20 protein-coding genes, 1 pseudogene and 1 other annotated feature are annotated in these 21646 nt (G+C 28.3%); all 21 genes and pseudogenes read left to right on the plus strand.

Annotation, left to right across the window (positions count from 1 at the left end; genetic code table 11):
• The first annotated feature begins 1 nt into the window (after position 1).
• The gene (pgeF, locus tag I2A66_RS00710; RefSeq protein WP_195250783.1) at positions 2–712 is read left to right on the plus strand and encodes a peptidoglycan editing factor PgeF; all 711 of its coding nucleotides are present in this window, start codon (positions 2–4) and stop codon (positions 710–712) included.
• A 17-nt stretch (positions 713–729) separates the two neighbouring features.
• Positions 730–1413, plus strand: a complete 684-nt coding sequence (locus tag I2A66_RS00715; RefSeq protein WP_122638378.1) for a winged helix-turn-helix domain-containing protein — start codon at positions 730–732, stop codon at positions 1411–1413.
• A 26-nt stretch (positions 1414–1439) separates the two neighbouring features.
• A complete protein-coding gene (locus I2A66_RS00720; protein ID WP_147515597.1) occupies positions 1440–2723 on the plus strand; it encodes a HAMP domain-containing sensor histidine kinase in 1284 nt (427 codons plus the stop codon).
• Positions 2724–2803: 80 nt separating this feature from the next.
• On the plus strand, positions 2804–3730 hold the full coding sequence (locus tag I2A66_RS00725; protein ID WP_122638376.1) for a YIEGIA domain-containing protein: 927 nt from the start codon (positions 2804–2806) through the stop codon (positions 3728–3730).
• A gap of 21 nt (positions 3731–3751) precedes the next feature.
• Complete coding sequence (locus tag I2A66_RS00730; RefSeq protein ID WP_122638375.1) at positions 3752–4684, plus strand: YIEGIA family protein; 933 nt, start codon at positions 3752–3754, stop codon at positions 4682–4684.
• 2 nt (positions 4685–4686) lie between these two features.
• Positions 4687–4887, plus strand: a complete 201-nt coding sequence (locus tag I2A66_RS00735; RefSeq protein WP_122638374.1) for a capping complex subunit for YIEGIA — start codon at positions 4687–4689, stop codon at positions 4885–4887.
• 155 nt (positions 4888–5042) lie between these two features.
• Positions 5043–6371, plus strand: coding sequence for a DUF512 domain-containing protein (locus I2A66_RS00740; protein WP_122638373.1), 1329 nt, complete (start codon positions 5043–5045; stop codon positions 6369–6371).
• Between the two features lie 13 nt (positions 6372–6384).
• Positions 6385–7707: a ribosome biogenesis GTPase Der gene (gene der / locus I2A66_RS00745; RefSeq protein WP_164488939.1), complete on the plus strand. Its 1323-nt coding sequence runs from the start codon at positions 6385–6387 to the stop codon at positions 7705–7707.
• A gap of 21 nt (positions 7708–7728) precedes the next feature.
• Complete coding sequence (gene plsY / locus I2A66_RS00750) at positions 7729–8334, plus strand: glycerol-3-phosphate 1-O-acyltransferase PlsY (protein WP_122638371.1); 606 nt, start codon at positions 7729–7731, stop codon at positions 8332–8334.
• A 27-nt stretch (positions 8335–8361) separates the two neighbouring features.
• The gene (locus I2A66_RS00755) at positions 8362–9384 is read left to right on the plus strand and encodes an NAD(P)H-dependent glycerol-3-phosphate dehydrogenase (RefSeq protein ID WP_122638370.1); all 1023 of its coding nucleotides are present in this window, start codon (positions 8362–8364) and stop codon (positions 9382–9384) included.
• Positions 9385–9482: 98 nt separating this feature from the next.
• A complete protein-coding gene (gene spoIVA / locus I2A66_RS00760; RefSeq protein WP_122638369.1) occupies positions 9483–10958 on the plus strand; it encodes a stage IV sporulation protein A in 1476 nt (491 codons plus the stop codon).
• A gap of 61 nt (positions 10959–11019) precedes the next feature.
• A pseudogene (locus I2A66_RS00765) lies at positions 11020–11640 on the plus strand (DUF711 family protein); the annotation flags it as partial.
• A gap of 167 nt (positions 11641–11807) precedes the next feature.
• Positions 11808–13034: an HlyD family efflux transporter periplasmic adaptor subunit gene (locus I2A66_RS00770; protein ID WP_147515595.1), complete on the plus strand. Its 1227-nt coding sequence runs from the start codon at positions 11808–11810 to the stop codon at positions 13032–13034.
• A gap of 8 nt (positions 13035–13042) precedes the next feature.
• Positions 13043–13741, plus strand: a complete 699-nt coding sequence (locus I2A66_RS00775; protein WP_122638367.1) for a YggS family pyridoxal phosphate-dependent enzyme — start codon at positions 13043–13045, stop codon at positions 13739–13741.
• 28 nt (positions 13742–13769) lie between these two features.
• On the plus strand, positions 13770–14246 hold the full coding sequence (locus tag I2A66_RS00780; RefSeq protein ID WP_122638366.1) for a cell division protein SepF: 477 nt from the start codon (positions 13770–13772) through the stop codon (positions 14244–14246).
• 22 nt (positions 14247–14268) lie between these two features.
• Positions 14269–14529 (plus strand): YggT family protein, encoded by a 261-nt coding sequence (locus I2A66_RS00785; protein ID WP_147515594.1) that lies wholly within the window; start codon positions 14269–14271, stop codon positions 14527–14529.
• Between the two features lies 1 nt (position 14530).
• Positions 14531–15316, plus strand: a complete 786-nt coding sequence (locus I2A66_RS00790) for a YlmH family RNA-binding protein (RefSeq protein ID WP_122638364.1) — start codon at positions 14531–14533, stop codon at positions 15314–15316.
• Between the two features lie 11 nt (positions 15317–15327).
• The gene (locus tag I2A66_RS00795; protein WP_122638363.1) at positions 15328–15867 is read left to right on the plus strand and encodes a DivIVA domain-containing protein; all 540 of its coding nucleotides are present in this window, start codon (positions 15328–15330) and stop codon (positions 15865–15867) included.
• A 101-nt stretch (positions 15868–15968) separates the two neighbouring features.
• Positions 15969–16202 (plus strand) — a binding site (T-box leader).
• 101 nt (positions 16203–16303) lie between these two features.
• A complete protein-coding gene (gene ileS, locus I2A66_RS00800) occupies positions 16304–19411 on the plus strand; it encodes an isoleucine--tRNA ligase (protein ID WP_195250785.1) in 3108 nt (1035 codons plus the stop codon).
• A 150-nt stretch (positions 19412–19561) separates the two neighbouring features.
• The gene (locus I2A66_RS00805; protein WP_122638361.1) at positions 19562–20554 is read left to right on the plus strand and encodes an SPFH domain-containing protein; all 993 of its coding nucleotides are present in this window, start codon (positions 19562–19564) and stop codon (positions 20552–20554) included.
• Positions 20555–20634: 80 nt separating this feature from the next.
• On the plus strand, positions 20635–21633 hold the full coding sequence (locus I2A66_RS00810) for a hypothetical protein (protein ID WP_195250787.1): 999 nt from the start codon (positions 20635–20637) through the stop codon (positions 21631–21633).
• The last annotated feature ends 13 nt before the right edge of the window (positions 21634–21646 follow it).

Genomic DNA, 21646 nt, shown 5'->3' on the forward strand with positions numbered 1-21646 from the left:
AATGGAAAATTACATAGAAGTAAAAAAAATTAAAGATGAAATTGATTTTGTTAACCTAGCAATTACTACTAAAAATATTGATTCGAAAAGTAAGAATGATTTAATAAATACATTTACTAAAGAACAATTTAATTTAGATAACTTAACAAGTAATATACAAATTCATTCTGATATAGTAAATATTGTTGATGAGAATAATATTGGTTGTAAAAATGAAGGGGATGCATTAATAACAAACTTAAAAAACGTTCCTCTTCTTGTATTTACTGCAGACTGTGTTCCTATAGCAATAATAGATAAAAAAAATAAGGCTATAGGAGCTGTTCATGCAGGATGGAGAGGTACTTACTCTCAAATAGCTAAAAACACAATAGAACTTATGAAAAAACAATATAATACAAATACGAAAGATTTAATTTGCGTTATAGGTCCATCTATTGGATCTTGCTGTTATGAGGTGTCAGAAGAATTAATCGGAAAATTTAACACAATTCTTACAAACTGCACTGAAAAATTCTATATAATAAAGGAAGACAAGTACTATTTAGACTTATGGAAAGTTAATGAATATATTTTAAAATCTGCTGGAGTTAAGGGAGAAAATATTATTAACTTAGGAATATGTACTAGCTGTAATAGCGATAAATTCCATTCTTATAGGATTCATGATAAGACAAACAAAAGAATTGGATTAATTATGCAGATAAAATAGAGAGGAGAATAATTCTTATGAATACTAAAATTCTTGTTATAGATGATGAAATGCATATAGTAGAGCTACTAAAGTTCAATTTAGAAACAGCAAACTATGAGGTTCACTGTTCATATGATGGTTTTGATGGTTTTATAAAAGCAAAGGAAGTTAAACCAGATTTAATTCTTTTAGACTGGATGCTTCCAAATATAAGTGGTATAGATGTTCTGAAAAAGATTAGGTCAGATAAGGATTTACAAAGTATACCAGTAATAATGTTGACAGCTAAAAATATGGAAGGTGATAAGGTAGAAGGACTAGAAGTAGGTGCAGATGACTATATAACAAAGCCCTTTGGTATTAAAGAATTATTAGCTAGAATTGTATCGGTATTAAGAAGATATAATATAAATTCAAAAACTGAAAATGATATATTAACGCATAAGGATATTAAAGTGGACCTATCAAAGCATGAGGTTTGTATAGGTAATCAAAAGATAGATCTTACATTAAAAGAATTTGAGTTATTAAGATTGTTACTTCAAAATAAAGGAAAAGTTTTATCAAGGAACTATCTTTTAGATAAAATTTGGGGATATGAGTACTATGGAGAAACTAGAACTGTAGATGTTCATATAAGATATTTAAGAAAAAAAATAGAAGATAATAATGAAAAATATATAGAAACTATAAGAGGTGTAGGATATAAAATAGATTAAGCTTTATATCCTTTAGGAGAATAAATATGAATCAAATAGAGAATATATATTTTTTTGTAATGTTAGTTTCTGTAATAATTACTATAATATCTCTTAGATATGCAATAACTATAAAAAGATACCTAGAAAGATTTACCCTTGTTTCTAAAAAAGTAAGTAATAAAGAGCTTCATGCTAGGTTGAATATTTCTGCAAAAGGTGAACTTGGAGAGTTAACAAATAATTTTAACTCTATGATTGAGAATATGAGTGATACAATTGAGGAAGTAGAATATAAACATCTTCAATTAAAGTCTATATTAAAAAGTATATCTCATGGAATTTTAGCGATAGATATAAATGGAAATATACTATTAATAAATGATGAAGCTAAGAAAATAATTAAATCAGACTCAAATCAAATTGTAGAAGGTAAAAATATTGCTTATGCTATAAAAGAAGAAAAAATATTAAAAGTAATATCTAAATTTAGAGGATCTAATACAAATGAAACTACTAAAATCATTATGGACGATGAAACTGTGTATAAGATAAAAGTTGATCCTGTTTATCTTCAAAATACAGTTAACGTTATAATTGGATCTATTATAAATATAGAGGATATCACTGAAAAAGTTAAACTTGAGAATATGAGAAGTGATTTTGTAGCAAACGTAACTCATGAGTTAAAAACCCCTTTAACATCTATAAGTGGATTTGTAGAAACCTTAAAATTGAACGAAAACATAGATCCAAGTACAAGAAGTAGATTTTTAGGAATAATAGAAAGTGAATCTGATAGACTAAAAAGGTTAATAGATGATATATTACTTTTATCATCTATAGAAAATACAGAAAGTAGAGTTTTAGAAAAAATAAATCTATATAATACATTTAATGAAGTAAAAGAGATGCTTAGTTTTATTGCAAAAAGTAAGGATATAGAATTTAAATATGAATTTGAAGATGAGTCATTATGTGTAGAGTCAAATAGGGATTACATAAAACAGGTTTTCTTAAATTTAACAGAAAATGCAATAAAATATACACCGGACCATGGAGAAGTAAAAGTTATTGTATCTTCTAATGATGAGGATATATTTATAAATGTAATAGATAATGGTATTGGAATACCTAAAGATGATATACAAAGAATTTTTGAAAGATTTTATAGAGTAGATAAAGCTAGAAGTAGAGATGTAGGGGGGACTGGTTTAGGTCTTGCTATAACTAAACATATAATTAAATCTTTACATGGTAAAATTGAAGTTAAAAGTGAACTAAATAAAGGTAGTGAATTTATAGTAACTATACCTAAAAAAATTTCCTAGATAAATAGGAAATTTTTTTTTGTTTTTGTACAAACTAATCTTATGATATTTTAATGAAAAATTAGTTAGGAGGATGGTGTATGAAAGACAGTTTAATAAATGATGATCTATTTAGACATGCATTTATAATTGCTTTAATAATCGGTACTTTGTGTAGAGGGTTTGTTTTAAGAGTAACAGATAAGCAATATCCAACAAGACCACTTGATTATATAGAACAAATAATAGTTGCAGGTCTTGCAGCATCTCTTGGAGCCATAGCACTACCAGCTCTTATAGATAAAGAGTTTTCAGCATTAACATTTTTTGCAGTAGGAATACAACAATTTCAAGGATTGGCACAGCAAGAGAGAATAACCCTTGAAAACCTAGATGACGATGAAATTGTGCAAAAAGGTGGATCTTATGTAGAAGAAATTGCATCAACTTATGAAACGAGAAGTTATATAAGTTTATTTTCAGCATTAGTAGCATCAACAGTATATATTTATTTAGCTAGAAGATATAAATTTGGAATGTTGATATGTACAATAGGTGCTCTAATTGGTGGAATTATAGTAGCACTTATATTTAGAGCATCTCTAAGAAGAAATAGTATAGGTGACGTAGCTGATGTAGTACCTGCAAAGATAAATTTTAAAGATGCTGATTTATTTGTTAATGATGTACACATAACAAATATAGGATTACAAAGCAGTAGAGATAGATATATAAATAAAGGCATGGCAGTAGAAATAATACCTAAAAGTATTGGTGATTTTGGAATAATAAATGACTTAGGTCAAAGACAAGCAATACTACATAATATATATATTCATATGGGAATTGATAAAGATGTTGATGAAGTAGATATACTTGCGATATCTAAAAGTAATTTAGAGAAAATGACAGTTGTAATACCATATATTCCGATTTTACAAAATCAAGATGTACTAATACAAGTAATTAAAAGTACACCAATTATAGGTACATCTAAAGGAAAACAAAGTGCATATAAAAATAAATAATTTTAAGTAAGGGGTGATTATATGGATAGAGTTTTTTTTACGGGCTTAGCAATAGGTATAATAAGTAGACTTATAATGCTAAACTTAGATCAAAGACAATACCCAACACAACCTAATATGTTAGTTTCACAATTAGTGTTAGCTTTCGTAGCATCTTCTTTAGGAGCACTATTAGTTCCTGCTTTAATAGATCGTTCATATACTTCTATAACATTTTTATCACTAGCAGCTGAGCAGTTTAGACAAGTAAGAGAGAATAGAAGAAACACACTTCAAAATTTAGAAGATTCACAGCTAATAAAAAGGGGTAATTCTTTTATAGAAGAGATAGCTAGAACTTATGAAGTTAGAAATTACATGTGTATAATAACTTCCTTTTTTACTGTTGGCTTTTATTATGTAATTATATCAGAATTTAATACTAACAAAGATATAACACTTATTATAAGTAGTGTATTAGGTTTAATGCTAGCATTTTTATTAAAGAAAATATCAAGAAGAAAGAGTATAGGTGACGTTGCAGATGTATCTATAGTCAAAATACAATTTGTGGATGATGTAATTATGCAAATTGGAGATCTAAAAGGAATAACAAATGTAGGTTTAGAAAAAGATAGAGAAAGATTTTTGTCTAGAGGAATAGGTATAGAAATTAAACCAAAAGATAATAGTTATACTAACGCAGCTATAATTTATGACTTAGGACAAAGACAAGCTATAGCTTACAATCTTTATTCTAGACTCGGAGTTTATAGAGAAAACAATGAGCCTGCTTTTGTCCCATTACCAAGAAGAAATCCAAATAATGAAAGTATATTAATGGCTTATATACCTATGGAAAAAAATGAAGATAAAGTAATAGAAGCAGTAAAATCTTGTCCTATTCTCTCTTCATCAAAAGGGAAGTACTTAGGACTTAGAAATTATAAAACAGATAAGAAAGGAAGTGCATAAGAATGGGAGATAATGTAGGATTAAATGAATTTACCCTAGCTGTTATAACAACAGATAAAAATATGAATCCAGTTGGAGGATGCCCTATATTTTATGCAGATGATGATAAGGATTTACAGAATAAGGCAATGTTAATGGCTAAATGTGTATCAGGTATGGTTCACCAAATAGCAAAAGGAACATTAATAATAGTTAAACATTAAGCTTAAAGGTACCTTAGGTACCTTTTTTTGTCAAACATTATAAACCTATATTTGGTATGTTATGTATATAGCGAAAATTGTATTTTATTGACTATTTAAATTAACATATGGTAATATAAAATGATATATTTATAAAGAAGAGTGGTGATTACGAGATGGAAGTAAACGTAAAAAAAAGTAATAATGTTATAAGTAAAGTATACAAAGGAAGTATAGCTGAAGAAATAGGCATAGAAGTGGGAGATTTACTTATAAGTATTAATGAACAAGAAATCCATGATATAATAGAATATAAATTTTTAATGAGTGATGAATACATAGAATTAGAAATACAAAAGATCAATGGTCAAATTTATGTATATGAAATAGAAAAAGAGTATGATGATGATTTAGGAATTGAATTTACAAATCCAATAATAGATAAAGCAAAGAGCTGTAGAAATAAATGTGTATTTTGCTTTATAGATCAGCTTCCAAAGGGAATGAGAGAAACTCTTTATTTTAAAGATGATGATTCAAGACTTTCTTTCTTACAAGGTAACTTTGTAACTCTTACTAATATGAGTGAAGAAGATATAAATAATATAATTAGATACAGAATAAGTCCTATAAATATTTCTGTACATACTACTAACCCAGAGTTAAGGCGTACTATGATAAAGAATAAATTTGCAGGAAAGCTGTATGGAATAATGCAAAGGTTAGCTGAAGCTGGAATACAAATGAATTGCCAAATAGTTTTATGTCCAGGATATAATGATAAAGAAGAATTAACTAGAACTATATCTGATCTATCAAATTTATATCCATATGTAAATAGCGCAGCAATAGTTCCAGTAGGTATAACTAAGCATAGAAGTCATCTTCCAAACTTAGAGATATTTAATGAAAAAACAGCAGGAGATACTATTGACCAAATAAATGAATTACAAAAGATGTATTTGGAAAAACTAGGAACTAGATTTGCATTTTTATCAGATGAGTTTTATATAATTGCCAATAGAGAATTATTAAAATACGATGAATATGAAGGATTTATACAATTTGAAAATGGTGTAGGAATGATAAGTAAGTTAGAAAGAGAAATTCAAGATTACTTAGAAACTTTACCATTAGATAAAATAACTAGAACTAAAAAAGTATCTATAGCAACAGGACACTCTGCTTATGCGTTTATAAAAGATATGGCAGATTTAATAATGAAGAAGTTTAATAATGTAGAAATAAATGTCTATAAAATAATAAACAACTTCTTTGGAGACACTATAACAGTTTCAGGTCTTATAACTGCAACTGATATAATGGATCAATTAAAAGATATAGATTTAGGAGAAACACTTTATATACCTAGAGCTATGTTAAAAGCTGATGAAGAAATATTTTTAGATAATATAACTTTAGAAGAAATACAAAAAATGATGAATATCGAAGTAGTTCCGTGTGAAAATCAAGGAATAGACTTTGTAGATAAGATTTTAAAATAGGAAGGAGAATATAATGGATAATAGACCGATAGTTGCAGTTGTTGGTAGACCAAATGTTGGTAAATCTACACTGTTCAATAAATTAGCAGGAAAAAGAATATCTATAGTTGAAGATACTCCAGGAGTAACAAGAGATAGAATATTCACAGAGGTAGAATGGTTAGGAACATACTTTACATTAATTGATACAGGAGGTATAGAACCAGATAACGGAGATGTAATATTATCTCAAATGAGAAATCAAGCTATGCTTGCTATGGATATGGCTCACGTTATACTTTTTGTAGTTGATGGAAAGTCAGGAATAACAGCTGCTGATAAAGAAGTAGCTACTATGCTTAGAAAAACTAAGAAGCCAGTAATATTAGTTGTAAATAAAATAGACAGTCAAAAGCAATTTGATAATGTGTATGATTTCTATGAATTAGGACTTGGAAACTTACATGCAATATCAAGTGCAAATGGAATGGGACTTGGTGACTTATTAGATGAAGTTGTTGAGAATTTCCCTAAAGGATTAAATACTGAGTATAGCGAAGATATAATAAGAGTAGCTATAACTGGTAAACCAAATGCAGGTAAGAGTTCAATACTTAATAAAATATTAGGTGAAGATAGAGTTATAGTAAGTCCAATTGCAGGTACTACTAGAGATGCAGTAGATACATATCTTGAAAGAGATGGACAAGAATTCCTTCTTATAGATACAGCAGGTATTAGAAGAAAAAGCAAAGTATACGAAACAGTAGAAAAATACAGTGTATTAAGATCTATGAGTGCTGTAGAAAGAGCTGATGTAGTTTTAATAGTAATAGATGCACAAGAAGGTATAACAGAACAAGATACAAAAGTTGCAGGTATAGCTCATGATGAAGGAAGAGCTTGTATATTCGTAGTTAATAAGTGGGATTTAATAGAAAAAGACAATAAAACATTAGGAAATTACACTAAAGAAATAAAAGAAAAATTCCCATTCATGATGTATGCACCGGTATTATTTGTTTCTGCAAAAACTAATCAAAGAATGAACAAAATTTTAGAAACAGTACAATATGTAGCAAGTGAACATGCTAAGAGAATATCAACATCAGCGTTAAATGATGTTATAGGTGAAGCAGTAATGTTAAATCAACCACCATCAGACAAAGGTAAGAGATTAAAAATTTACTACGCTTCTCAAACAGATGTAAAACCACCTAAATTTACATTATTTATAAATGACAAAGAACTTACTCACTTCTCATACCAAAGATATCTTGAAAATAAGATAAGAGAAAACTTTGGATTTGAAGGAACTTCTGTTAGATTTGAATATAGAGAGAAGAACAGAGGATAATAATTTTGCCAGGGGGTAAATATGATTAGCTATATTATTTTAATTATAATTGCTTATCTTTTAGGTAATATATCAACATCGACTATAATAGCAAGAAAAATGTTTAATGTTGATATAAGAACTCAAGGTTCTGGAAATCCAGGATCTACAAATGTGCTAAGAACGCTTGGAAAAAAAGCTGGTGCAATGACTTTTGCGGGAGATTTATTAAAAGGCTTAGTAGCTGTATTAATAGCAAGAGTAATAGCAAGGTTTACAGGATGCGATGAAGTTACATCTGCATACCTTGCAGTTGTGGCAGTTGTAGCAGGTCATAACTGGCCAGTGTTCTTAAAATTCAAAGGTGGAAAAGGTGTTGCAACATCTTTAGGAGCTATGATAGGAATGAATCCAGTTATAGCATTGAGTTGCTTTGGAATATTTCTAATAGTAGTAGCAATAACTAAATATGTATCATTAGGTTCAATAATTGGTATAGCAGCATCCCCTTTATTTATGATAGCTACTAATAATAAAAAAGGAATATTTGTTACTTTATTCTTAACAGCATCTGTAATATATACTCATAGAGCAAATATACAGAGATTAGTAAGTGGTACTGAAAGAAAAATTGGTGCAAAAAAATAATAAAAAGTTTGTCATAGGTGGTGTTTTATGGAAAAGTTAACTGTATTAGGAGCTGGAAGCTGGGGAAGTGCATTAGCATTAGGTCTTGCTAAAAAAGGTTACAATGTAACTATGTGGACTTTAAACCAAGAACAAGCAGATAAGATAAATAAAACAAAAGAAAATATAGATTATTTACCAGGTGTGTTATTTCCAAATAACATAACATTAACTACAAATATAGAACAAGCAGTGGAAGGTAGTAAATTAATAGTTTTAGCAGTACCATCTCAAGCTATTAGAAGTGTTTGCAAACAAATAAAACCATTTGTAAACAAAGATCAAATACTAGTAGATGTGGCAAAAGGATTAGAAAAAGGGACTGGACTTAGATTGTCACAAGTATGTGAAGAAGAGTTACCAGGAAATCCTTACGTAGCTTTATCTGGTCCATCACATGCAGAAGAAGTTGCGAAAGATATACCTACAACACTTGTTGTTGCATCAGAAAACTTAGAAATAGCTCAAGAAGTACAAGATATATTTATGAGTCCTAAGCTTAGAGTTTATACAAATCCTGATATAATAGGAGTTGAACTTGGAGGAGCATTAAAAAATATAATAGCTTTTGGAGCAGGTATTTGTGATGGATTAGGTTATGGTGATAATACTAAGGCTGCTCTTATGACTAGAGGAATAAGAGAAATAGCAAGGCTTGGTATAGCATTAGGAGCCGATACAAGTACATTTTCAGGTCTTTCTGGTATAGGGGATTTAATTGTTACATGTACAAGCATGCACAGTAGAAATAGAAGAGCAGGTATATTAATTGGACAAGGTAAAAGCTTAGAAGAAACTTTAAAAGAAGTAAAAATGGTAGTTGAAGGAATAACAGCTACAGAAGTTGCTTATGAAGTTTCTAAAAAGATGAATATAGATATGCCTATAACAAGTGCTATATACTCTGTTTTATATGAAAATAAAAATGCAAATGAAGTTGTAGTTAACTTAATGATGAGAAGTAAAAAACACGAAATGGAAGAAATAGTTGATGATAAGCTAGGATTTTAGTCCTAGCTTCTTTTATGTTTAATTTAATTTTTTATTTTGGTATATTAGCATCATCCTAAAAATATAATTAATTAAGAAATTATATGCAGGAGGGGAATTTGATGAATAACATATACGAAGACATAGCTAAGAGAACTCAAGGTGACATTTATATAGGTGTAGTAGGTCCTGTTAGAACAGGTAAGTCTACATTTATAAGAAAATTTATGGAGAAGCTTGTGTTACCTAATATAGAAAATGAGTTTAAGAGAGAGAGAACACAAGATGAGATACCACAAAGTGGTTCTGGTAAAACAATAATGACAGTAGAACCAAAATTTGTTCCAGCTGATGGGGTTGAAATAAAAATAAAAGACAATGTTACTTTAAAAGTAAGAATGGTTGACTGTGTAGGTTACATAGTTGATGGTGCATTAGGCCATGAAGAAGATGGAAAACAAAGATTAGTATCTACGCCATGGTCACAAGAAGCCATGACATTTGAAAAAGCAGCGGAGTTAGGTACTAAAAAGGTTATAAGAGATCACTCAACAATAGGTATAGTAGTCATAACTGATGGTTCTGTAACTGGTATAGATAGAAGCAGCTATATTGAACCTGAAGAAAGAGTAATAAATGAATTAAAAGCACTTAATAAGCCATTTGCAGTTGTTTTAAATACTATAGATCCAACTAGTGATGAAACAGAGTTACTAAGAAGTGAATTAGAAGAAAAATATGGAGTGCCTGTAGTACCTTTAAATGTTGTTGCTATGGATGAAAATGATATAGAAGATGTTATGGAGACTGTGCTTTATGACTTCCCATTAACTGAAATCAGAATTAATTTACCTCAATGGGTTGAAGGATTAGAGATGAATCACTGGATTAAAAATAATATAATATTTGCATTAAAAGAAAGTATAGCTGATATAGGAAAGCTTAGAGATGTGGATAAAATAGTACAAGGATTTTCAGAATTAGAATTCTTAAAAGACACAGAGGTTGATAATGTTGAACTTGGAGAAGGAGTTATAACAATAGATTTAACTACAAAACCAGAATTATTCTATAACATATTAGAAGAAAAAAGTGGATTTAAAATTGAAGGAGATTATCAATTATTAAACCTTATAACTAGATTATCTAAAGTAAAAAATGAATATGATAAAGTAGAAAGTGCTCTTATTGATGCTAAGACTAAAGGCTATGGAGTAGTAGCCCCATCATTAGACGAGCTAAGTTTAGAGGAACCTGAAATAATTAAGCAAGGAAAACAATATGGAGTAAAATTAAGAGCCAATGCACCGTCTCTTCATATAATAAAAGCAGATATATCTACAGAAGTGTCTCCTATAGTTGGAAATCAAAATCAAGGTGAAGAAATGGTTAAATACTTATTAGATGAATTTGAACAAAATCCAAGTGAAATTTGGGAATCTAATATGTTTGGAAAATCATTAAATGATTTAGTAAAAGAACAATTACAAAGCAAACTATATACAATGCCAGAAGAAATAAGAGTTAAGATACAAAAAACTCTTCAAAAAATTATTAATGAAGGCAGTATGAATATAATAACTATATTATTATAGTCTTAATAGAAATAGCTTTTGACTTTTTCAAGAGCTATTTCTATTTTTATATAATAATAAATCTTTTAAGGTGACTAGAATGGGTCAATTAGTTGGATATGGAAGCTTCTAAGAGTTTAGGTGTACCATTTGGAATAGTAGATTTATCATTAGCACCTACACCATCTGTAGGTGACTCAGTGGCAAGTATATTAGAGGATATGGACTTGAAGTAGTAGGAACTCATGGAATTACTGCTGCTTTAGCTTTATTAAATGATGTTGTTAAAAAAGGTGGGGTTATGGATTGTTCAAGAGTTGGAGGATTAAGTGGTGCATTTATACCAGTATCTGAAGACTTAGGAATGATTAAAGCTGTATCAAAAGGAGCATTAAATATAGAAAAATTAGAAGCTATGACAGCTGTATGCTCTGTTGGATTAGATATGATAGTAGTAAAAGGAGATACAAGTGCAGAGACTATAAGTGCTATGATAGTTGATGAAGCAGCTATAGGTATGATAAATAATAAAACAACGGAAGTAAGAGTAATATCTGCACAAGGGTGCGATGTAGGTTATATAGTTGAATTTGATGGATTATTAGGACTAGGGGCAGTTATAGAAACAAATAAATATTCGTCTAAGTTATTTATAAAAAGAGGTGTTAAGATACCAGCTCCAATACATTTTTTCAAAAATTAACAAAAAGCTCCTAATAAGGAGTTTTTTTAAAATTGAAAGAAAAATATTATAAATAACAAATTTTAAAATATTAAATTTATACAAGAAATTTATACATAAATAAAAGGAAATTATATAAGTGTAGAGAAGTAATATAACAGGTTTCCTTATATATAGGAGGTGAAATCTTGAAGAAAATAAAATACTCAAATTTTTTCTTACTAGGTATATTTATCTACATAATATTTCATATAATATCATTTATAGCAAGTAAGACTATACAAACTCAGGTTTTAGAAAATGAAGATAACAAGATGAAAATAAGTAGAAAATGTATTATTGTAAGAGATGAGTATTTATTAAAATCAGATATCAATGGAACTTTAAATTTATTAGTGGATGAAGGATCAAGAGTAAGTAAGTCTCAGGAAGTTGCTAGTATATATAACAATGTAGACAGTGATATTGATGAAAAAATAAATGCTTTAGATGAAGAAATAGATAAAATTAAAGCTGGAGAAATTAATATATCTAAAAATGAGATAAATAACTTTAATGAAAATATAGAGTTAATAGTAAGCAAGATACAAAATGATTTACTAGAAGAAGATTATAGTAATATTAAAGAGTATAAAGAAACCTTAAGTAATTATGTAAATGACAAAAATAAATTATTAAATAATGGAATAGACACTGCTAAATTATCTGCTAAGGAAGATGAAAAAGAAATTTTAGAAAATCAAAAAAACAACAATGTATTTACATGTCTATCAAGTATAGCAGGAATAGTATCATATAAATATGATGGAAATGAAGAAAAATATACCTTCACTAATTTAGATAGTATAACAAAATCTGATATTCAAAAAGAAGTAGATAACTATAAGGAGATAAAAACTAACTCTAAAGAAGTAAAAAGTGGAGATATAATAGCAAGAGTTATAAATAATTATGACGCATATGTGGCAACTTATATAGATGAAAATGAAGTAAGTTATTTTGAGGAAAATCAGTCAATCGTATTATGTAATAATGATGAAGAGATAGATGCAAAAGTTTATAAAATTAATAAAGAAAATGATAATTATATAGCAATATTCAAAATAAATAATCAAAATATGGGAATTTATGATACAAGAGTAAAAGAATTTGATATAATATATAAGCAAATAGAAGGTTTAAAAATACCTAAAAGTGCTATAAAGACAGTAGATAATAAAGAAGGCGTCTATGTTATAAATGAAGAAGATAAGACACCTAACTTTATTGAACTAAAAGGTATTATATATGAAGATGATGACTACAAATATGTTGATTACTATAAAAATAAAATAGATGGAGTAAGTACTGTAGACTTGTATGATAAAATTATTTTGAAACCTAATATTATAAATATAAATATGAAAATAGAGTAGGTGATATGATGGAGCATATTAAAGAAAATATACAAGCTATTAATGATAAAATAGAAGATTCGGCTAAAAGAAGCAAAAGAAATAAAGATGAAATTACTTTATTGGGTGTTACTAAAACAGTAGATACAAATGCTATACTAGAAGCTATAAACTGTGGAATAACAGATGTTGGTGAAAATAAACCTCAAGAATTAGCAAGAAAATATGATATTATAGGTGATAAAGTAAGATGGCATTTAATTGGTACATTGCAGACTAATAAAGTAAAGTATATAATAGATAAAGTGTATATGATACATTCATTAGATAGAGAAGCTTTATGCGAAGAAATTCAAAAACGTGCTGAAAAAATAGGTAGAACTATAGATTGTTTAGTTCAAGTTAATATTTCAAAAGAAGAAAGTAAACATGGATTAAATAAAGAAAATGTTATTGAATTTATTAAAAATACGTCACAAAAATATAAAAATATAAAAATAAAAGGTCTTATGACAATGGCTCCTTTTACATCTGATGATAATGAAATAAGATCTGTATTTAAGGAACTTAAAGAATTATCTTTAGAAATAAAAAGCCTTAATATACAAGATGTTTCTATGGATAAATTATCTATGGGGATGAGTAATGACTTTGAAATAGCAATAGAAGAAGGCTCTACAATAGTAAGAGTAGGAACATCTATATTTGGAAAAAGAAATTATAATTAATTGAAATAAACTTAGGAGGAAATTGAAAATGGGTGATGGAATATTTTCAAAAATCAAAGATTGGGTTACTAGTCCTGATGAAGAATATGCAGATGAATACATGGAAGATGAAGTAGATGATTTAGATGGAGACATGGATGATGATGACGATATAACATCAGGATTTGATTCTATAAATGCATCTAAAAATAATAAAATAGTAAGTTTACATACAGTTAGTCAAATGAAAGTTGTAATATTAGAACCTAAAAGATATGAAGATGTTACAACTATTGCAGATCATTTAAAGCAAAGAAGAGCACTAGTAGTTAACTTAGATAGCGTAGAAAAAAATGAGGATAAAAAAGCTATATTTAACTTTATGAATGGTGCAGTATATGTATTAGAAGGTAATATACAAAAAATAACTAAATCAATATTTATACTAGCTCCAAGCAATGTAGATATTGACTCTACAGTAAAAAAGGAATTAGAGAGTAAAACAGCATTTCCTTGGCAAAAATAAAAAATAAAGGAGTTTTAGGAAAATGGGTACAATAGGATATGCACTATATAGGCTATTAGATTTATTATTATTTATAATATTTGTACAATGTATAATGACATGGATTCCTGGAGCGACACAAACAAAACTATATGATATACTTTCAACTATAACAGATCCAATACAAGACCCAATAAGATCTGTTGTGTATAGATATTTAAATTCACCATTAGATATTACACCAATAGTAGCGTTCTTTTTAATAAGAATTGTACAAAGAGTTGTATTAATGGTTTTCTGGTAAAATGGACAAGTTAAAACTTACAAATCATATAAAAGATATAGACCTAAAAAATAAGATGTTTAAAATAATAGATAAAGCTAACAGTTGTATGAAAAACTATGATGTAAAGTATAGTGATTTTCTCAACCCATATGAAGTTAAAAATGCTATAGATATATTAAACTCAAATAATGATATAAAATATACTGTAGATGGAGGGTATGATAACGCAGAAAGAAGCGTAGTATTTATGTATCCTTTTTATATGGAATATGAAGATATAGATAATACTCTTAGATTTATTCAAATTGAAGGTAATTTTAAGTTTAAAACTATATCACATAAAGATTATCTAGGATCTATTATGAATTTAGGTATAAAAAGAGAAAAAGTTGGAGATATAATTATACATGAGAATTTCTGCCAGGTGATAGTAAGTGCAGATATATGTGACTTTATAATTATGAATCTTGAGAAAGTATCTAGAAATAATGTTAAGGTTAGAGAAATTTCAAAGGAAGAGATTATTTATAATCCACCTAATTATAAAGATATATCTTTTACTGTAACTTCAATTAGACTAGATTGTGTTATAAGTGGACTATATAACATATCTAGACAAGAAAGTATGAAGTTTATTAATGGAGAAAAAGTTCAAGTTAATTATGAAAAAATAACATCTCCATCTAGAGAAATAAAAGATGAATCTTTAATTTCTGTGAGAGGAAAAGGACGAGCTAAAGTTATAAATATTGGTGAATTAACTAAGAAGGGTAAAGTTAAGATACAAGCAAAGATAATAGTATAGGAGGGGAATGTATGCTAACTCCAATTGATATAGAAAATAAAGACTTTAAAAAAGCTTTAAGAGGATATAATCCAGATGATGTAGATGAATTTCTAGATATAGTTAAAGAAGATTTTGAAACATTATATAGAGAGAATATAGACCTTAAAGAAAAATTAAACTTATATCAGGAACAAGTAAGCAGATATAAAAGTATAGAAGAAACTTTAAACAAGACATTAATAACAGCTGAAAGTACAGCTGCAGATACATGTGCAGCTGCAAATAAAAAAGCTAAAATAATAGTTGAACAAGCAGAGTTAGATGCTAGAGCAATAATAGAAAAAGGAAATAGTAGAGTTATAGAAATTAGACAAGAATATGATTCACTAGTAAAAGAATTTAAATTATTTAGAAATAAATTTAAATCTTTATTAGAAGATGAAATAAGAAGTGTTGATGGAATATTCTCTGATATAGATGAAAAGTGTAAAGAACCTTTTATGAATACAACTACTTATGATGGAGAATTACTTCATAATGAAAAAGAGGTTGCAACGACTATAGATTAAGTGTCGAATGAAATAATCAGAATATAAAAATATTGACTATTTGGTGTACTTAATATATAATTTCATATTATAAAATCAAATTAAAAAAAGTTAATATTTATCTAAAAGCAATGATAGAGAGAGTAAATTTTTTGAAGTTTTACAGAGAGTTGGGATAGGTGAGAACCAATGAATGAAAAAAAATTGAAAATCACTCTTAAGCTGCAGGCTGAACAATTTTAAATTAATTAAGCTGTGCCGGTAAGTGCCGTTAAACTTTTTCAGAGTGCTATATATAAACATTTTATTTTATATATAGAATTAGGGTGGTAACGCGATATCAACTCGTCCCTTTTATAGGGGATGGGTTTTTTTATTTTTAATTGAATTTGTTTGATAGTATAGTTTTTAGATAACAATGTTAAATAATATAATCATTTTTAGAAAGGGTGATGATATGTCAAAGTTTAAGTCATTAGTAGACAGTTCTGTAAAAGATGCAGAAGCTAAAGTATCTGAGTATTGGAAAGATATAAATATACTTGAGAGAACATTAGAAAAAGGTGAAAATGATCCAAGTTTCGTATTCTATGAAGGTCCTCCAACTGCAAATGGAAATCCAGGAATACACCATGTTGTAGCTAGAACATTAAAAGACTGGGTATGTAGATATAAAACAATGAGTGGATACCAAGTTAAAAGAAAGGCTGGTTGGGATACTCATGGTTTACCAGTTGAAATACAAGTAGAGAAAGAATTAGGTCTTTCTGATAAGCAAGAAATAGAGAATTATGGTATAGCTAATTTCAACCAAAAATGTAGAGAGTCAGTTTTTACATATGAAAAACAATGGAGAAACATGACTGAAAGAATGGCTTATGAAACAGATTTAGATAATCCATATATAACTTTAGATAATAACTATATAGAGTCAGTATGGTGGATATTAGATAAGTTTAATAAAGAAAACTATATATATGAAGGTCATAAAATACTTCCTTACTGCCCAAGATGTGGAACTGGACTTGCTTCACACGAAGTAGCACAAGGATATAAAGAAATAAAAAATAATACTGTAATAGCTAAGTTTAAGAGAAAAGATGCAAATGAGTATTTCTTAGCATGGACAACTACTCCTTGGACATTACCATCAAACGTTGCATTAACAGTAGGACCAGAAGTGGACTATGTAAAAGTTAAGCAAAATGATGAAGTGTACTATGTAGCTAAAGCTTTAGCAAATAAAGTATTAAGTGAAGACTATGAAGTATTAGAAGAAATGAAAGGTAAAGATTTAGAATATATAGAATATGAACAATTAATGCCTTTCGTTGAAACTGATCAAAAAGCATTCTTCGTTACATTAGGAGATTATGTAACAACTGAAGATGGTACAGGTATAGTTCATACAGCACCTGCATTTGGTGAAGATGACTATAACTTAGGTAGAAAATATAACTTACCAGTTCTTCAACCAGTTGATGAAACAGGTAAATTTACAACAACTCCATGGGAAGGTAAATTCGTAATGGAGGAAGGTGTAGACGTTGAGATAATAAAATGGTTAGCTCATGAAAATAAATTATTTGGAAAAGAAAAAGTAGCTCATAACTATCCACACTGTTGGAGATGTCAAACTCCACTTTTATACTATGCTAAGCCAAGCTGGTATATAGAAATGACTAGACTTAAAGATCAATTAATAGAAAACAACAATTCTGTTGATTGGTATCCAAAATTCGTTGGTGAAGGTAGATTTGGTAACTGGTTAGAAAACTTAAATGACTGGGCTATATCAAGAAGTAGATACTGGGGTACTCCACTTAATATATGGAAATGTGAATGTGGACACAAGCAGTCTGTAGGTTCAAGAGCTGAGCTTGCAGAGAAGGCTATAGAAGATGTAAATCCAGAAACAGTAGAACTTCATAGACCATATGTTGATGATATACATTTAAAATGTGATTGTTGTGGAAAGCCTATGACAAGAGTAACTGATGTTATAGACTGTTGGTTTGATAGTGGATCTATGCCATTTGCTCAACATCACTATCCATTTGAAAATAAAGAAAACTTTGATCAATTATTCCCAGCAGATTACATCTGTGAAGGTATAGATCAAACTAGAGGATGGTTCTACTCATTACTTGCTATATCTACATTTGTAACAGGTAAAGCACCATACAAAAAAGTTCTAGTTAACGATCTAGTTCTTGATAAAGATGGAAAGAAAATGAGTAAATCAAGAGGAAACACTGTAAATCCATTTGAATTATTTGATAAGTATGGAGCAGATGCACTAAGATGGTACTTACTATACGTATCTCCACCATGGACTCCAATAAGATTCGATGAAGATGGATTAAAAGAAGTTCAAAGTAAGTTCTTAGGAACTATGAAAAATGTATATAACTTCTTTACATTATATGCAAATACAGATGATATAAATCCAACTGACTTCTTTGTTGAGTACAAAGACAGACCAGAATTAGATAGATGGATATTATCTAAGTTCAATAACTTAAAGAAAGAAACTGAAGAAAACTTAGAAATATTCGAAGTAAACAAAACTATAAGAAGAATACAAGCATTCATAAATGATGATTTATCTAACTGGTATATAAGACGTTCTAGAAGAAGATTCTGGGCAACTGAATTAACAGAAGATAAAAAAGCTGTATATAACACAACTTATGAAATATTAACAGAGCTTTGTAGATTAATAGCTCCATTTGCTCCATATATGTCTGAAGAAATGTATAGAAACTTAACTAATGAAGAATCTGTACATTTAGCAAGCTACCCAAGAGCAAATGAAAGTTTATTAGATTCTAAATTAGAAGAAAAAATGGACTTAGCTAAAAACTTAGTTACATTAGGTAGAGCATCAAGAGAAGCTGCAAGAATAAAAGTACGTCAACCAATACAAGAAGTATATGTAGATGGAAAATATGAAGCTATACTTAGCGATATAGTAGACTTAATAAAAGAAGAGCTTAACGTTAAGCAAGTTGTTTTCGCTAAAGATTTAGGTGAATTCATGAACTTTAGCTTAAAGCCAAACTTTAAAGTATTAGGTCCAATACTAGGAGCTAAGATGAAGTTCTTTGCTGGAGCATTAAATAAATTAAATGCAGGTGAAGTAGTTCCTAAGTTAGAAGCTGGAGAAAGCTTAACTGTAGATATAGATGGTGAAGAGTTTGAATTTAATAAAGATCATGTTTTAATAAACATATCTGCTAAAGAAGGATTCAACGTAGTTATGGAAAATAACTTATTCGTTATACTTGATACTACATTAACTAAAGAGTTAATAGAAGAAGGATATGCAAGAGAATTTATATCTAAAGTGCAACAATTAAGAAAATCTAGTAACTTTGATGTATTAGATAACATAGTTATAGAGTACTGTTCAGATGATGAAATAGCAGCTGCAGTTAATAGATTTGAAGACTACATCAAATCAGAAACTTTAGCTCTTGAAATAGAAAGAGTTGAAGATAAAACATTAGAACAATGCAACTTAAATGATCATATGACTGGAATAAAAGTTATAAGAAAATAATTTAAATAAAGGATTGGTTTTTCATTTTATAAGAACCAATCCTTTTTTATATTAAAAAATATATTTTATTATTTATATTAAATTGTTGAAAGAATAAAATGCGAGTGATACCATTTTAATATCTTATTAAAAATATAAGGGGTGATTTATATGAGTGAGAAAAAACTAAATATTGAAGAAAAAAATATTAAAGCACTCAATGGTTTAATGGGAATTATTATATGCGTGGGGCTTATAATATTAGGATCATTAATAATCACAACTGCATGTAAGTTTAATGGAATAATACTTGGAATTGGAATTAGTTTAGGTATAATAACTATAATTATAGGGCTAATTAGCTTTGCAGGACTTAAGGTTATAAATCCTAATGAAGCTTTAGTATTAACCTTATTCGGTAATTATTATGGAACATTAAGTGAATCTGGATTCTTCTGGGTAAATCCTTTTGTAACTGCAATAAATCCAACTTATGATCCAATTACAACTAGAACTAGGATAGGAAAAACAAAAGATAATTTAGAAGAAGAATCTATTTCAATTGGAAGTAAAAAAGTATCTTTAAAAACTATGACGTTAAATAATAATCATCAAAAAGTAAATGATGAACTTGGAAATCCTATTATAGTAGGAGCAGTTGTAATTTGGAGAGTAGTAAATCCAACAAAGGCGGTATTTAATGTAGATAACTTTAAAACATTTTTATCAATACAATGCGACTCAACAATAAGAAATATAGTAAGATTATACCCTTATGATATAGCTGATGGAGATGAAAAAGCAGAAAAGTCTCTTAGAGGAAGTTCAATGGAAGTAGCAAATAGATGTAGAGAAGAACTTCAATCTAGAGTAGAATGCGCAGGTATTGAAGTTGAAGAAGTTAGAATAACACACCTAGCATATGCACCAGAAATTGCAGCTGCTATGTTACAACGTCAACAAGCAGAAGCTATAATTGCAGCACGTAAAAAGATAGTTGAAGGTGCAGTAGGAATGGTTGAAATGGCACTTAATACATTAGAAGAAGGTCAATTAGTAGAGCTTAATGATGAAAAAAAGGCTGCTATGGTTAGTAACTTACTAGTTGTATTATGTGGAAATAAAGATGCTCAGCCTATAGTAAATAGCGGTGAATTATATTAAGCATAATAAATAATTAAGTATAATCAAATAACCTCTTTTTGCAAATAATATAATATATAATTTTGCAAGGAGAGGTTATTTTGATTAAATATACTAATGAAGAACTTACAAATAATATTATAAAGATGCTAAAAAATAAATTAAAAAAAGATTACTCTAAAGGTAATTTTAAACGTGATGCACATGCTAAATGTATAGGTTTATTAAAGGCTAAGTTTGTAGTAGATAGTGATATTTGTGAAAAATATCAAGTAGGTATTTTTGAACCTAAAAAAGAATACCCTGCTTTTATAAGAATATCTAATTCTAATCCTAAAATATTAAGTGATAAGTTTAAGGATTTTAGAGGTTTTTCTATTAAATTATTAGGCATTGAAGGCGAAAAGTGTATGGATGATGAAAAATATACTCAAGACTTTTTGCTAATAAGTAATGAAATTATGCCTATTGGTACTTGGAGATTATTTCATGATGCTATTTATTATAATAGTAAATCAATGCCATTTATATTTATATTTAAATTATTAATGCAACATAAAATGAGTCCAATAATAATGTCCTTAAAAAATATGAAAAATGATACAAGTCCTTTAGATATTAAGTATTTTAGTACAACGCCTTATAGATTTGGAGATGAAGTTGTAAAATACTGCATAGTTCCAAAATCTAAGTATAAAAGTAAATTACCTAAAAAATTAACTCATAGATATTTGACTAAAAATATGCAAGTGCACCTTAATAATTTTGAAGCTGTATTTGATTTTATGGTTCAATTTAGAACAGATAAGTCAAGTATGCCAATAAATGATGCATCAGTAAAATGGGATGAAAATAAATCTCCTTTTATAAAATTAGGTGAAATAAGGATACCTAAGCAAAAGTTTGAAACAAAACAGAGATTTGAAATGTCAGAGATAATGTCTTTTTCTCCTGGACACTCATTATTAGCACATAGACCAATAGGAGATATAAATGAAGGTAGAATGAAAATTTATAAAGAAATGTCTAAGTTTAGAAATAAAATGAATAATAAACATGTTTTTGAGCCAAATGAAGAATATTTTAACAAAATAAAATAATAAAAAAGATGTC

This window comes from Romboutsia sp. 1001713B170207_170306_H8 (assembly GCF_015550495.1).
GTDB lineage: Bacteria > Bacillota > Clostridia > Peptostreptococcales > Peptostreptococcaceae > Romboutsia_E.